The 14,185-nt window shown below is 71.3% G+C and carries 13 protein-coding genes; 11 read left to right on the forward strand and 2 right to left on the reverse strand.

Annotated elements, in window-relative coordinates; genetic code table 11:
- Nucleotides 1-85 precede the first annotated feature (85 nt).
- The 7 genes from D458_RS0127770 to D458_RS0127800 all read left to right on the forward strand — a co-directional run bounded on the left by D458_RS0127770 (nucleotide 86) and on the right by D458_RS0127800 (nucleotide 7,430).
- Nucleotides 86-562, forward strand: a complete 477-nt coding sequence (locus D458_RS0127770) for a nitroreductase/quinone reductase family protein (protein ID WP_017589990.1) — start codon at nucleotides 86-88, stop codon at nucleotides 560-562.
- 230 nt (nucleotides 563-792) lie between these two features.
- Nucleotides 793-1,095, forward strand: a complete 303-nt coding sequence (locus D458_RS34430; RefSeq protein ID WP_017589991.1) for a hypothetical protein — start codon at nucleotides 793-795, stop codon at nucleotides 1,093-1,095.
- A 229-nt stretch (nucleotides 1,096-1,324) separates the two neighbouring features.
- Nucleotides 1,325-2,953 carry a pyridoxal phosphate-dependent decarboxylase family protein gene (locus tag D458_RS0127780; RefSeq protein ID WP_017589992.1) on the forward strand — a complete coding sequence of 543 codons (1,629 nt, stop codon included), beginning with the start codon at nucleotides 1,325-1,327 and terminating at the stop codon, nucleotides 2,951-2,953.
- Nucleotides 2,950-4,425, forward strand: coding sequence for a lysine N(6)-hydroxylase/L-ornithine N(5)-oxygenase family protein (locus D458_RS0127785; RefSeq protein ID WP_017589993.1), 1,476 nt, complete (start codon nucleotides 2,950-2,952; stop codon nucleotides 4,423-4,425). Before D458_RS0127780 ends, D458_RS0127785 begins: the two co-directional genes overlap by 4 nt.
- Nucleotides 4,422-5,036, forward strand: a complete 615-nt coding sequence (locus tag D458_RS0127790; protein WP_017589994.1) for a GNAT family N-acetyltransferase — start codon at nucleotides 4,422-4,424, stop codon at nucleotides 5,034-5,036. Before D458_RS0127785 ends, D458_RS0127790 begins: the two co-directional genes overlap by 4 nt.
- On the forward strand, nucleotides 5,033-6,904 hold the full coding sequence (locus tag D458_RS0127795) for an IucA/IucC family protein (protein ID WP_017589995.1): 1,872 nt from the start codon (nucleotides 5,033-5,035) through the stop codon (nucleotides 6,902-6,904). Before D458_RS0127790 ends, D458_RS0127795 begins: the two co-directional genes overlap by 4 nt.
- Nucleotides 6,905-7,130: 226 nt before the next feature.
- The gene (locus D458_RS0127800) at nucleotides 7,131-7,430 is read left to right on the forward strand and encodes a hypothetical protein (protein WP_152521270.1); all 300 of its coding nucleotides are present in this window, start codon (nucleotides 7,131-7,133) and stop codon (nucleotides 7,428-7,430) included.
- 109 nt (nucleotides 7,431-7,539) lie between these two features.
- Here D458_RS0127800 and D458_RS0127805 read toward each other — a convergent pair whose 3' ends face one another.
- Together D458_RS0127805 and D458_RS34435 are read right to left on the reverse strand one after the other, a co-directional pair.
- Nucleotides 7,540-8,385, reverse strand: a complete 846-nt coding sequence (locus D458_RS0127805) for a glycoside hydrolase family 16 protein (protein ID WP_017589997.1) — start codon at nucleotides 8,383-8,385, stop codon at nucleotides 7,540-7,542.
- A 289-nt stretch (nucleotides 8,386-8,674) separates the two neighbouring features.
- On the reverse strand, nucleotides 8,675-9,676 hold the full coding sequence (locus tag D458_RS34435; protein ID WP_017589998.1) for a LacI family DNA-binding transcriptional regulator: 1,002 nt from the start codon (nucleotides 9,674-9,676) through the stop codon (nucleotides 8,675-8,677).
- Between the two features lie 236 nt (nucleotides 9,677-9,912).
- Here D458_RS34435 and D458_RS0127815 point away from each other — a divergent pair, with 236 nt between their 5' ends.
- From D458_RS0127815 to D458_RS0127830, 4 genes are all read left to right on the forward strand, one after another.
- A complete protein-coding gene (locus D458_RS0127815) occupies nucleotides 9,913-11,190 on the forward strand; it encodes an ABC transporter substrate-binding protein (protein ID WP_017589999.1) in 1,278 nt (425 codons plus the stop codon).
- On the forward strand, nucleotides 11,187-12,128 hold the full coding sequence (locus D458_RS0127820; protein WP_017590000.1) for a carbohydrate ABC transporter permease: 942 nt from the start codon (nucleotides 11,187-11,189) through the stop codon (nucleotides 12,126-12,128). The genes D458_RS0127815 and D458_RS0127820 overlap by 4 nt, the downstream gene beginning before the upstream one ends.
- A 3-nt stretch (nucleotides 12,129-12,131) precedes the next feature.
- Nucleotides 12,132-13,055: a carbohydrate ABC transporter permease gene (locus D458_RS34440; protein WP_017590001.1), complete on the forward strand. Its 924-nt coding sequence runs from the start codon at nucleotides 12,132-12,134 to the stop codon at nucleotides 13,053-13,055.
- 125 nt (nucleotides 13,056-13,180) lie between these two features.
- Nucleotides 13,181-14,137: a nucleoside hydrolase gene (locus tag D458_RS0127830; RefSeq protein WP_040702892.1), complete on the forward strand. Its 957-nt coding sequence runs from the start codon at nucleotides 13,181-13,183 to the stop codon at nucleotides 14,135-14,137.
- Nucleotides 14,138-14,185: the final 48 nt, after the last annotated feature.

The following is a 14,185-nucleotide window of genomic DNA, read 5'->3' on the forward strand; positions in this document are numbered from 1 at the left end:
GACCCGTGGTGCGGAAGGCCCCACTCGCGTAGCGTTTGCGTCAACGGCTGCCCCGAAGGGTGTCCCGAACGAAGGCGGCCACGCGATGGGTACGACCGAACACCCTCCGGCACGACTCCCGCCCCGGTGGTTCATCCGCGCCTTCTGGACAGCCCACCGGGCACTGTGCCGGATCACGGGCGCCCGCGCGGGCCTGTCCCGACCGAAGCCGGGCAGGTACGGCATGCTGCGCCTGCACACCGTCGGCCGACGCACCGGCAGGGAACGCGCGGTCGTCCTCGCCTACTTCGAGGACGGCCCGAACCTGGTGCTCCTCGCGATGAACGGCTGGGGCGACCCGCCACCCGCGTGGTGGCTGAACGTGCAGGCCAGGCCCGAGGCCGAGATCGACCTGGTGGGCGGCAGACGTGCCGTGCGGGCGCGTGAGGCCGGGGGAGGGGAGCGGGACCGGCTGTGGGCGCGGTGGGGTCAGGAGTTCTCCAAGAACCCCGAAGAACTCGACGCGCTGGCCGGGCTGAGATCACGGCAGACCCCCGTGGTCGTCCTCGAACCGACCGAATAGACACCGACCCGCAGTCCGACAACGCCCCAGCCGTGGACGCGACAGGCAGAGCGCCGGCGGATCACACCGGCCACCACCAACACGACAGCGAGCAGCAACTTCGTGGGATGCGACATCAACAGGCTCCTCGCCTTCGGGGGTGCCTGTTCGACGCCTTCCGCGCGCACCTGATCGTCCCGCTTGCACCCTCTTGAGACCTGTCCGTCGGCGAGCCCGCGCTGTGGAAACCGGTGTTCACGCACGGCGATCCGCGGTTCACCCACGTGTTCTCCGGGATCGGCCAGGTCACCGTCGTGCTCGGCCGGTCCGAGGCGTGCCAGGGCGACGCCTTGTTCGGTCCCCTCGCCCCGGCGCTCGGACGCGGGGAGCGCCTTGGCGGCGTCGTCACCGGTCACGGCGTCGACAGCGGCCTCGACGTGACTCGCGCCCGATGGTCGTCGCGAAGTCTGCCGGCGGTCCGCCGGAGGGTCGAGCACCGCTTCGATCCGTCCTCGCCCGGTTGTGGGGCCGACGTGCTGCGAGCCCGAATGTGAGCGGAGGGCACCGGGCGTACACAGGGTGGAGGGCTGCCTCCGACCTCAGTGTTCATTGCTCGCGGTGTTTGAAACCTCCCTTTGTGTAATACTCGTCACGATGCAGACAAAATACACTTAGGTTAGCCTTCCCTGAGTTGGCCATCCCCCGGGTCGACCCCGTTCATCTCCCGTGCCCGATTCCGCGCCGCGGAAGCCTTCGGCATGCCCGCCCTCAGGAGGACGAACCATGAGTTCCCCTGCGCGGTCCCTCCAGGACCCGCCCCGTCCACTCGCCGCCCGACCCCCGGACGAGCCCGGTACCGACCCCCGGGACCACCTGTTCGACGGCCACAGCGCCGACCGGTACCGGGAACTCACCGGCGACGCCGTCGGCCGGATCGCCGACCGGGTCGCGCGGGTCGACCGGCCCTGCACCGGCGCCACCGCCGAGGACCTGCGCCACGGCATCGACGCCGTCGACCTCGAACGGCCGCTCCGCGATCCCTCCGCGGCCCTGGACGAGGTGGAACGGCTCTACCTCGACGACGCCGTCTACTTCCACCACCCCCGCTACATGGGGCACCTCAACTGCCCGGTCGTCCTCCCCGCCCTGCTCGGCGAATCCGTGCTGTCGGCGATCAACTCCTCCCTCGACACCTGGGACCAGAGCGCCGGCGGAACCCTCATCGAGCAGCGGCTGATCCGCTGGACCGCTGACCGCATCGGCCTCGGTGACCGGGCTGACGGAGTCTTCACCAGCGGTGGCAGCCAGTCCAACCTCCAGGCCCTGCTCATGGCCCGCGACGAGACGCACCAGCGCGAGGGCGGCCGCCTGGCGGAGCTGCTGCCGCGTATGCGGGTACTGACCTCCGAGTGCGGGCACTTCAGCGTCGCCAAGTCCGCCGCGCTGCTGGGACTGGGCTACGAGTCGGTCATCTCCGTGGCCTGCGACGACCGCCGCCGGATGCGACCGGACGCCCTGGCCGCGCAACTGCGCCGCTGCCGCAAGGAGAACCTGCTGCCCATCGCGGTGGTGGCGACCGCCGGGACGACCGACTTCGGCAGCATCGACCCCCTTCCGCAGATCGCCGACCTGTGCGCCCGCCACGAGCTGTGGCTGCACGTGGACGCCGCCTACGGATGCGGTCTGCTGGTCTCCCGCCACCGGCACCTGCTCAGCGGCATCGAGCACGCCGACTCGGTCACCGTCGACTTCCACAAGTCCTACTTCCAGCCGGTCAGCTCCAGCGCGATGGTGGTGCGCGACGCCCGTTCCCTGCGACACGTCACCTACCACGCCGACTACCTGAACTCCCGTTCCGACGGCAGTACGCCGCTGCTCTCGCCCAACCAGGTCGACAAGAGCCTCCAGACCACACGCCGCTTCGACGCGCTCAAGCTCTGGCTGACCCTGCGGATCATGGGAGCCGACGGTGTCGGGGAACTCTTCGACCAGGTGTTGGACCTGGCCACCGAGGGCTGGTCGCTGTTGGAGGCCGACCCCCGCTTCACCGTGGTCACCCGCCCGACCCTCAGCACCCTGGTGTTCCGTTGTGCGCTGCCCGGCACCGATCCGGAGATCGCGGACGGCGCCAACCGGTACGCGCGTGAGGCCCTGCTGGCCTCGGGCCGCGCCGTGGTGGCCCGCACGACCGTCGACGGGCGCCCCCACCTGAAGCTGACCCTGCTCAACCCGCGTGCCACCCGAGAGGACATCGCCGAGGTCCTGGACCTGCTCGCCGGGCACGCCGAGCGCTACGTCAACGAACACGGTTCGGTTGTCGGGGCGTCGCCGGTCGTTCCCGGAGCACCCGCCCGGGCCGCGACAGCCGACGTCCCGCCCAGCCCCGCTGCCAAGACCGGGAGGACCCCTTGAGTTCCAGCACCCCCGCCCCCTCGGACGAAGGCCGTGTCCACGACTTCGCCGCCGTCGGTGTCGGCCCCTTCAACCTGGGTCTGGCCTGCCTGAGCGCCCCCATCGCCGAACTCGACGGGATCTTCCTGGACCGCAAACCGGAGTTCGACTGGCACAGCGGCATGCTGCTGGAGAACGCCGAACTCCAGACCCCGTTCATGTCCGACCTGGTCACCCTGGCCGATCCGACCTCACCGTTCTCCTTCCTCAACTACCTGAAGGAGAACGGACGGCTCTACCCGTTCTACATCCGCGAGCGCTTCTACCCGCTGCGCGCCGAGTACAACGACTACTGCCGGTGGGCCGCCTCGAAACTGGGCGACTCCGTGCGCTTCGGACAACAGGTGGACCGGGTCGACTACGACCCCGGGGAAGCCGTCTACCTGCTGCACGTCACCGACACCGCCACCGGCGACAAGAGCCTGTTCCGGGCCCGGCGGCTGGTGCTGGGCACCGGAACCCCGCCCCACGTCCCGGCGCCCTGCCGCGGTCTGCCGGGCGACGCGGTGCACAGCGGCGACTACCTGTTCGCCAAGGACGCCCTGCAGGGCAAGCGCAGCATCACGGTGGTGGGCAGCGGGCAGAGCGCCGCGGAGATCTTCCACGACCTCCTCCAAGACGTGGACACCAGGGGCTACGAACTGAACTGGGTCACCCGCTCACCCCGGTTCTTCCCGCTGGAGTACACCAAACTCACCCTGGAGATGACCTCCCCGGAGTACGCCGACCACTTCTTCTCCCTGCCCGAACAGACCCGGGACCGCCTGGTCGCCTCCCAGAAGAACCTGTACAAGGGCATCGACACCGACGTCGTCAACGCGATCTACGACCTGATGTACGCCAAGAGCCGGCGCGGCCCGCTCCCGGTGCGGTTGATGACCAACACCGAGGTCACCGGCGCGTCCCGGGACCAGGAGAGGGCCGGTTACCGTCTGGAGCTGCGCAACTCCGAGCAGGGCCGCGACTTCACCCTGGACACCCAGGGGCTCGTGTTGGCCACTGGCTACCGGTACCGGGCGCCGGCCTTCCTGGAGTCGATCGCCGACCGCCTGGCGTGGGAGGACGAGGAGCGGTTCCGGGTGCGGCGCGACTACCGGGTCGACCTGGCCGCACACGAATCCGACACCGGCGCGGCGGACGGGGGCGCCGCTGCGCCTGCTCCGCCCGGCGCGGTGTTCGTGCAGAACGCCGAACTGCACACGCACGGCTTCATCGCCCCGGACCTGGGTATGGGCGCCTACCGCAACTCCTACATCCTGCGGGCCCTGCTGGGCCGCGAACCCTACCCGGTGGAGCGAGCCATCGCCTTCCAGGAGTTCGGAGCGCCCGGCGAGGCCGCACCGCAGGTCACCGCCACGGGGGACACCGCGCACGACACCCCGGGAACCACCGTCCCGGCCGCCGACCCGGAACTGGAGGTGACCAACCGGTGAAAAGCACCTTCCCCTCGGGCCTGACCAGGGTCGACCCCGACCTGGGAGCGTTCGAGGTGCGCCCCGTCGACCCCGATTCCGACGTCGAGCTCCTCCACGGTTGGCTGACCGACCCCAAGGCCGCGTTCTGGATGATGACCTCCTTCTCCCGGGAGGACGTCGCGCGCTACTTCCATTCGGTGCACGAGTCCGCGCACGCGAACGCCTATGTCGGCGAGTGGGAGGGCGGGCCGCGCTTCCTCGCCGAGCTCTACGCTCCCGCCCACAGCGAACTGGCTCCGCACCACGACGTGCGTCCCGGTGACACGGGGATGCACTTCCTGGTGGCGTCCACCGACACCCCGGTACACGGATTCACCCGCGCGGTCATCACCACGGTGATGGAGCTGGCCTTCGCCGACCCCGCCACCGAACGCGTCGTCGTGGAGCCCGACGTACGCAACCACGCGGTGCACGCGCTCAACGAGGCCGTGGGTTTCCGGATCGAGACCACCGTTCACCTCGCCGAGAGCGACAAGGACGCCTACCTCAGTACCTGCACCCGCGAACGGTTCCGTGCGGCCCTCGCCGCGCGCGGCCCCCTGACAACGACGAGAGGAGTCGACCTGTGAGCGTCGACCACAGCCCCCCGGCGACCGGCGCCCCAGCAGCCGGATCCCCGGCGTCCGGAGCCCCGGAGTCCCCGGACCCGACCGACCCGGTCGGAGCCGTCGACCACCTGTCACCGGAGGTGTGGGCCCGGGCCGGCCGACTGCTCGTGCGCAAGGCCCTGGCCGAGTTCGCCCACGAGCGGCTGCTCGTCCCCGAACCCGACGGTGAGGGCTGGTACACGGTCCGTGCCGACAGCGGAGCCGAGTACCGGTTCACCGCACGGCTCATGGCCCTGGACCACTGGCGGATCGACGCCGACAGCATCGTTCGACGTTCCCCCGAGGGCCGCGTCACGGAGCTCGACGCGCTGGAACTGGTGCTGGACCTGCGCGGGACGCTCGGACTGAGCGAGGAGGTCCTCCCGGTCTACCTGGAGGAGATCACCAGCACCCTGGCCAGCAGCGCCTTTCGCATGGTGAAGGGACAGCCCGCCGCGGCCGAGCTCGCGCGGTCCGACTTCCAGGCCGTCGAGGCGGGGATGACCGAGGGCCACCCCTGCTTCGTCGCCAACAACGGGCGCCTGGGCCTGGACGCCGCCGAGTACCGGGCCTACGCCCCCGAGGCCGGACGGCCGGTGCGGCTGGTGTGGGTGGCGGCCCGGCGCTCGCACACCACGTTCAGCCACTCCGCCGACACCGATCCCGAGACCTTCCTGCGCTCCGAGCTGGGGCCGGAGCTGCTGCGCGCCTTCCACGAGCGGCTCACCGGCCTGGGGCTGGAGCCGGCCGACTACCACCTGGTCCCGGTCCACCCGTGGCAGTGGTGGAACCGGATCGCCGTCACCTTCGCAGCCGACGTGGCCCGCCGTGACCTGGTGTGCCTGGGGCACGGACCCGACGAGTACCAGGCGCAGCAGTCCATCCGCACGTTCTTCAACACCTCGCACCCGGAACGCCACTACGTCAAGACGGCGCTGTCGGTGCTGAACATGGGGTTCCTGCGCGGGTTGTCGGCGGAGTACATGGAGGCCACGCCCGCCATCAACGACTGGCTGGCCGACCTGGTCGAGGGCGACGAGAGGCTCCGGCGGACCGGTGTCGGGGTGCTGCGCGAGCGCGCCGCGGTGGGGTACCGCACTTCGCACTACGCGCGGGCCGCACCGAGACGGTCGCCCTACCGGAAGATGATCGCGGGGCTGTGGCGGGAGAGCCCGGTGTCGCGCCTGGAGCCGGGCGAGCGGCTCGCGACGATGGCGTCGCTGCTGCACACCGACGCGCGGGGCGCTTCCTTCGCGGAGGCGCTCATCGCCGAGTCGGGGCTGCGCCCGGGGGAGTGGCTGCGCCGCTACCTGGACGCGTACCTGGTGCCGCTGCTGCACTCGTTCTACGCGCACGACCTGGTGTTCATGCCGCACGGCGAGAACGTCATCCTGGTGCTGCGCGAAGGGGTCCCGCAGCGGGTGCTGATGAAGGACATCGCCGAGGAGATCGCGGTGATGAACCCCGAGGTCGACCTGCCCGACGACGTGGAGAGGATCCGCGCCGAGGTGCCCGAGGACATGCGGTTGCTGTCCCTCTTCACCGACGTCTTCGACTGCTTCCTGCGCTTCCTCAACGGCATCCTCGCCGACCGGGGCGTCCTGGCCGAGGACGACTTCTGGCGGACGGTGGCCGCGTGCGCGGCCGACTACCAGGCGTCCGTGCCGCACCTGGCGGAACGGTTCGAACGCTACGACCTGTTCACGGACCGGTTCGCGCTGTCCTGCCTCAACCGCCTCCAGCTTCGCGACAACGAGCAGATGGTGGACCTGGACGACCCGGCCGGGGCACTGCAGCTGGTCGGGACCCTGGAGAACCCGATCGCCGCGTACCGCCCCGCGGCGGTCTGAGCCGACGCACCGTTCGACGAGGGCCCGCCGGGGCGCCCCCACCCATGGGGCGCCCCGGCGGCGGGCGGGGCTTCCCCGGGCTCAGGGAGCGCCTGAACTCGGGCGGTGTGCTGTGGGGCTCCCGGCCCGAGGCAACCGTGGACGGGGGACGTTCGCCGAGCGCCCGCGAGGCAGGACCAGGCGTCTGCCGAGAAGGCGGGCCAGGGCCACGACGGCGACAGCGGCGATGGCGTACCGCGCGCGCTGGAGGCCGGACGGAGGGAGAGCGGCGGTCGCGGCGGTGCGCGAGCACATGCCCGGTTGCGCGATCCGCGGAGTGGCGGCCGGGGTCCACCTGTTGGTCCTGCTGCCTGAGGACAAGGACGACGAGGAGGTCGCGGCCCGGGCTCTCGACCGCGGTGTGGCCGTGCAGCCGCTGAGCCGCAACCGTGTGGTACCGGGCGCTCCGGGGCTGGTGGTCAGCTACGCGGGGCATGATCCGGCGCGGCTCAGCGACGCGATCGAACGGCTCGGCGGGGTGTTCTGAACCGCCGACGCAGAAGGCGCCGCCCGCCGGGTGGGGAAGACCCGGCGGACGGCGCCCCGCCGTCGTTCACGGCGCCCGTTCCCGGGCGGCGCTTCGGAGGCCTCGTGCTTCAGTCCAGGGAGTACACCCGGACGTAGTCGACGCGCATCTCCTGCGGCATCTGGGTGCTCCCGTCCGGGTAGCCGGGCCAGCTTCCGCCCACGGCCACGTTGAGGATCATGAAGAACGGCTGGTCGTACACCCACGGGTTACCGCCGGTGTCCTGCCAGGTGTAGGTCTGGTAGGCGTTGCCGTTCACCGACCAGGTGACCGAACCCGGGTGCCAGTCCACGGCGAACGTGTGGAAGGTGTCGGCGAAGGACCAGCCCTGCGGGTGCATGTAGGAGCCGGTCAGGGGGTTGCCGCCGGAGTAGCCGGGGCCGTGCAGGCTGCCGTGCACCAGGTGGGGTTCGCGGCCGATGTTCTCCATGATGTCGATCTCGCCCGAGTGCGGCCACGGGGTGTTCGGGAAGTCGGAGCCCAGCATCCAGAAGGCCGGCCAGATGCCCTGGCCGCGCGGGATCTGGATGCGGGCCTCGATCCGGCCGTACTGCGGCTGGACCTTGTTCTGGGTGGTCAGGCGGGCGGAGGTGTAACCGCCGTGGGACTCCTGCCGGGCGGTGATGACGAGGTTGCCGTTGCCGTCCAGGGCGGAGTTGGCCCGGCTGTCGGTGTAGTTCTGGAGCTCGTTGTTGCCCCAGCCGTGGTCGCCGGTCTCGTGGTTCCAGACGGCGGGGTTCGGCGCGCTGCCGGCCGGGCCGTCGAACTCGTCGGACCACACCAGCGCGGCCTGGGCGGTCGGGGCGGAGGGCTGGGGCTCGGCCGAGGCGGTGGCGGCGGGGACGAGGAGGGCCGCGGTGGTGAGGGCCGCCAGGGCGGCGGGGGCGAACAGGAAGCGGCGTCGGTACGTGCGCATGCGCTACTCCGGGGGGAAGCCCCGTCGGTGCGGGGCGGGGGCGGGCGGAGTCGGTCCGCTGTGCGGCGGACCTGGGGGGACACAGGGGCGACGACCCAGCGTGGCCGTCATGTGACCCGAGGTGCTGGAAAGTTACTTTACGTTTAGTTAGTCGGTCAGGCAAGAGGTGAAAGCGTCCTGCCTTGGTTCGAGTTCCCGTCCCCCGGCCCTCCCGGAACCGGGTCCGGGGTCGGGTCCGACCCGTCCCACGGGACCGTTCCGCCTCGGGTGCGGCTCCCGTCCGGGGCCGCTAGGCGGGGGCCGGCCCCCCGCTGGACTCGCGTGCGACGAACTCGAAGCCGAGGATCTCGTGCACGGGTTCGTCCTCCACCGTCCTGCCCGCGAGGATCTCCACCACGCGCCGCGCCATGGCCTCCGTCGGCTGCTGCACCGTGGTCAGCGCCGGGATCGAGACCAGGCAGTTGCGGGTGCCGTCGAATCCCACCACCGCCAGGTCGTCGGGCACGGTCAGCCCGATCCGGTGGGCCGCGTAGAGCACACCGAACGCCTGCTCGTCCGTGGTGCAGTAGACCGCCCTGGGTCTCTCCGGCCCGCTCAACAGCTCTTCGGCGACCTCGGCGGCGCGGTGGCGGGAGATCTCCGAGCGCACGGCGCTCGCGCGCACGCCCTCGGCGCCCGCGACGGCGCGGTCGAAGCCCGCGCGGTGCTGGCGCGCCCCGGTGGACTCGCCCGGCCCGTTCAACAGCACGACGCTCCCGTACCCGTGCGCCAGGAGGTGTTCGGTGGCCCGCTGGGCCGCGGCCTCGTAGTCGATGGTGAGCGAGGAGGCGTGCCGCCGGTCCCGCTCCGAGAGCGGGTGCAGGGCGACGACCGGGATCCCCGCCTCGAAGAACGCCCCGAGGTCGGGTTCGTCGCTCACCGAGACCAGGACGACCGAGTCCACCTGCCTCTCGATGAGCGAGAGCGTGTGGCGGCGCTCCTGCGCGGCGGAGAGGGCGGAGTCGGCGATCAGCAGGAGGTTCCCGGTGGTCCCCGCGGCGTCCTCGATGGCCCGGGCCAGCTCCGCGAAGTAGGGGTTGCAGATGTCGGGGACGATGAGGCCGATCGAGTGCGTCCTGCCCCGGGACAGGGACCGCGCCAGCGCGTTCGGCCGGTAGCCGAGCTCGGCCGCGGCGTCGAGGACCTTCTGGCGGGTGGCCGGAGCCACCCCGCGCGGGCCGTCGTTGAACACGTAGGAGACGACGGCGGTCGAGGTGCCCGCCCGTCGTGCGACGTCCCGTGCTGTGGCCATGCGGCACCAGTCCCTTCCGAATTCCCAGTGCGAGGGTAGCCGCACCGGATACCGGGCGACGCCCGGAGGCCCTCTCTCGAAACCTCGCGAAACATCCGCGTCTGACCTTGTCATTCACCCGTCACATGAGGTTTGCTAGCTTCTATCTAAGCGCATAGATCTCAGGTTTGCGGTGAAGCCTCCGCGGCCCGGTCGACGTCGCGCGAGCCGAATCCCGCTTCGAAAGGGCATCGTCCATGAGAAAACGACAGCGTGTTCTGGCGTCCGTCGCCGGTGCGGCGTCCCTGGCACTGGTCGCCGCCTGCTCCTCGGGCCCCGGAGGCGACGGCGGGACGATCCAGTTCCTCGCCCCCGAGGACCCCGCCTTCTTCGAACCCCTCATCGAGGCCTTCGAGGCCGCCCACGAGGGCTACACCGTCGAGTACACCCAGGTGCCCTTCGACCAGTACAACAGCACCGTCCAGCAGCGGCTCTCCGCGGAGGACGACACCATCGACGTCTACGCCGTGGACCAGCCGCGCGTGCCCTGGATGGCCGCCCAGGGCCTCCTGGAGGACCTGTCGGACGTCGAGGAGGAGGCCCGCGCGGCGACCACGGAGGGCCAGTACTCCACCGGTATCCACGACGGCAAGCTCTGGGCGCTGCCGGTGTGGAACTCCACGCAGCTGATGTTCGTCAACCAGGACGCCCTGGCGGAGGCCGGTGTCGAGGGTCCCAGCACCGACCCGGACGAGCGCTGGACCTGGGAGGAGACGGCCGAGGCGGCCGAGGCCGCCCAGGAGGCCGGGACCGAGTGGGGCCTGCTCCTGGAGCAGACCGACTACTACTACCAACTCCAGCCGCTGGCCGAGTCGCTCGGCGGGGGCAGCGGGGTCGTCGGCGAGGACATGCTCGAGCAGGACGTGGCCAACCCCGAGTGGGTCCGGGCCATGGAGTGGTTCGGCGCGACCTTCGAGGACGGGCTCTCCCCGAGGGGCGTCGGCTCCTTCGAGACCAGCCCCCTCTTCGCCGACGGCGACGTCGCCTTCTTCGTCGGCGGCCCCTGGGACCTGGGGGGATTCGCCGACTCCGACGTGGACTGGACCGTCGCGCCCATGCCCTATTTCGAGGGCGGCGAGGCCGTCACCCCGTCCGGCTCCTGGTCCTGGGGCGTCAACCCCGCCTCGCAGAACAAGGACGCGGCCCGCGCGTTCCTGGAGTACGCCGCCCTGGACGCCGAGGGCAACCTGGCCAGCACCGAGCGCCAGACCATCATCCCGGCCAACATCGAGGCGGCCGCGGAGTACCTGCCCCGCGTGGACACCCTGGCCGGTGAGCGCAGCGCGGGCGCCTCGGACCTCATCACGTACGAGGTGCAGAACACCGCGGTCGTGCGCCCGGTCACCGTCGGCTACGCCCAGTTCGAGGAGGTCATGAACACGGCCTTCGCCGACATCCGCAACGGCTCCGACGCCGCCTCGCGGCTGGAGCAGGCCGGCGAGCAGGTCGACGACGCCTGGGAGCCGCTGCGATGAGCGGTCCCGTCGCGAGAGCCGGGGGCCGGGCGCACACCGCGCCCGGCCCCCGGCGGGGCCACCGCGGCACCCCCTGGTGGCGGGGGACCGCGGCCGTGGCGCTGGCGTTCCTGCTGCCCTCGCTGGTGGCGCTCACCCTGCTGCGGCTGCTGCCCGGCGCTACCGCCCTGTGGGGAAGCCTGCACCACACCTCCCTGCTCTCCGGCGAGAGCTTCGTGGGCCTGGGCAACTACCTGAACCTGTTCTCCAACGCCGACTTCCGCAACGCGGTGGGGGTGACCCTGCTCTTCACCCTGGTGGTCAACCCGCTGCAGATCGCGGTCTCCATCGCGCTGGCGGTCCTCTACACGCGCCGCCGCATGGCCGGGGCCAAGGTCTGGCGGGCCCTGGTGATCCTGCCGATCGCCACCCCTCCCGCGGTCTCGGCCGTGGTCTGGAGCGTGATCTTCCGGCCCGAGGGCGGACTGGCCAACGCGCTGCTGGCGGTGGTCGGGCTGCCCCCGCAGGGGTACCTGACCTCGCCGGACCAGGCCCTGGCCTCGATCATCGTGCTGTTGTCCTGGATCGGCGTCGGCTACTGGATGCTGTTCCTCATCGCCGGGATCAACGACATCCCGACCGACCTCTACGAGGCGGCCGAGCTGGACGGTGCGTCACCGGCGCGCACCTTCCTCAGCGTCACGCTGCCCCTGCTGCGCAGGCCCCTGTCCTTCGTCCTGGTGGCGGCCACCGTCTCCAACCTGCTGGTGTTCGCGCCGGTGCAGATCCTCACCGGGGGCGGCCCGGAGGGGTCCACCAACCTGCTGATGTACGACATCTACTCCCGCGCCTACGCCCTCGGCGACATGGGGCGCGCCCAGGCCGAGGTGGTCGTGCTGGTGGTCATCACCCTCGTGATCGTCGCCGTGCAGTTCCGCATGCTGAGAAGTGAGGACTGAGTGATGCCGACGCACACCTCCGAACCACCCTCCCCTTCCACCTCCGAGGCCCTCTCTCCCTCGGGGGAACGCGGGCGCCCCCTCACCAGGGCGCGGCGGCGCCTGCGGCCGCGCGGGCTCCTGCTCAGCGTGGCGGGCGCCGTGGTCGGCCTGGCCTTCGTGACCCCGCTGGTGTGGGTGCTCACCAACTCCCTGCGGCCGAGCGGGGACACGTTCCGGTTCCTGTCGCCGGTCGGCTGGGAGACCTTCCTGACCCTGTCCCCGATCGCCGACAACTACCTGGCCCTGGTCGGCACCGGCCTGGGCCGGGGCATCCTGAACTCGCTGCTGATCAGCGCGGTCACGGTCGCGGTCGGCCTGGTGCTGTGCTCCACGGCGGCGTTCGGGCTGTCGGCGCTGCGGTTCCGCGGCCAGGGCGCGGTGTTCGCGGTGATCGTGGTCAGCTTCCTGATCCCCTTCGACGCGATCGCCATCCCGCTCGCCGACCTGTTCCGCGACTGGAACCTCCAGAACACCTTCACCGGGCTGATCCTGCCGGGGCTCGGCAACGGCATGGCGATCTTCATGCTCCGCAACTTCTTCCTCGCCATCCCGGAGGAGCTGGTCGAGGCGGGGCGCCTGGACGGCCTCACCTGGTGGGGCGTGTTCTGGCGGATCTACCTGCCGTTGTCCAGGCCCGCGCTCATGGGGGCGGGCCTGATGCTGTTCCTGTTCCAGTGGCAGGCGTACGTGTGGCCGCTCCTCATGGGAACGGACGCCGAGCACGTCGTCGGCCCCGTGGCCCTGGCCAACATGCAGGGCCAGTTCAGCGTGGACTACGGGCTGATGTTCGCCGGGTCCGTGGTGCTGATCCTGGTGCCGCTGGTCATCATCCTCTCCCTCCAGAGGTACTTCATCCAGTCCGTGTCGACCTCCGGTCTCAAGTGAGCCCGGTGGACCGTCCGGTCCCCTCGGCCGCCTCCAGCCGGCCGGTCCGTACCGGGCCGAGCCCCGCGGAGCCGACCCACACCAAGCACGTCCACACCGAGCCGACCCACACGAAAGAGTGCTCCATGCCCGCCGTTCCCGCTGCCTCCGCCTCCCGCGCCGTCATCCTGGACACCGACATCGGGACGGACGTGGACGACGCGATGGCGCTCGCCCTGCTCCTCGGACTGCCCGGGGCGGACCTGCTCGGTGTCACCACGGTGTACGGGGACACCGAACTGCGCGCGCGGCTGGCGCGGCGTTACGGGGCGCTGGCCGCGCGCGACCTGCGGGTCCGCGCGGGGGCGGGCGCGACGCTCTCCGGCCGCGAGGTCTGGTGGGCCGGACACGAGGGCTCGCTGCACTCGGGGCTGGAGAAGGAGTCCTACGAGGACGGGTCCGCGGTCGAGTGGATGGTGCGGACCGCGGCCGAGCGCCCCGGCCAGGTCGACGTCCTGGCGATCGGCCCGCTGACCAACATCGCCCTGGCCCTGGACGCCGATCCCGCGTTCGCGGAGAACGTGCGGACCCTGTGGGTGATGGGCGGATCGTTCGACGGTGCGGAGAGGACCGAGCACAACTTCCGCAGCGACGCCGTGGCGGCCGCCCGGGTGTTCGGCTCGGGCATCCGGACGGTGGTCACCGGCCTGGAGGTCACGCGGAGGGTACGGGTACTGGACACGCACCTGAGGGAGCTGAAGGTCGCGGGCCCCCTCGGCGCGGCGCTGGTGGCCGACATCGACCAGTGGTGGAAGTTCTGGGACGAGCAGTGGAACGTCCCCCACGACCCGGTGGCCGTGCTCAGCCTGGCCCGGCCGGAGCTGTTCACGCTGTCCGGGCCGGGTACGGTGCGGATCGAGCTGGACGGGGAGGACGCCGGGGCGAGCACCTTCGTTCCGGACACCGCCCAGGGCGCTGCTCAGGACACCGTCGAGGGCACGGGCGGAGCAGCCGGGAGGACCCGCCTGGTGCTCGACCTCGACGCGGAGGCCGTGGCCGAGGAGATCGTGCGGGGCATCGTCGCCGCCGGAGCCGGCCGCTAGCGTCTCCCGGCCGCAGGGGCGTCCCGACCGCCGGCGAGCCGCCGCCGA

The sequence above is a fragment of the Nocardiopsis ganjiahuensis DSM 45031 genome (assembly GCF_000341085.1).
Classification (GTDB): domain Bacteria; phylum Actinomycetota; class Actinomycetes; order Streptosporangiales; family Streptosporangiaceae; genus Nocardiopsis; species Nocardiopsis ganjiahuensis.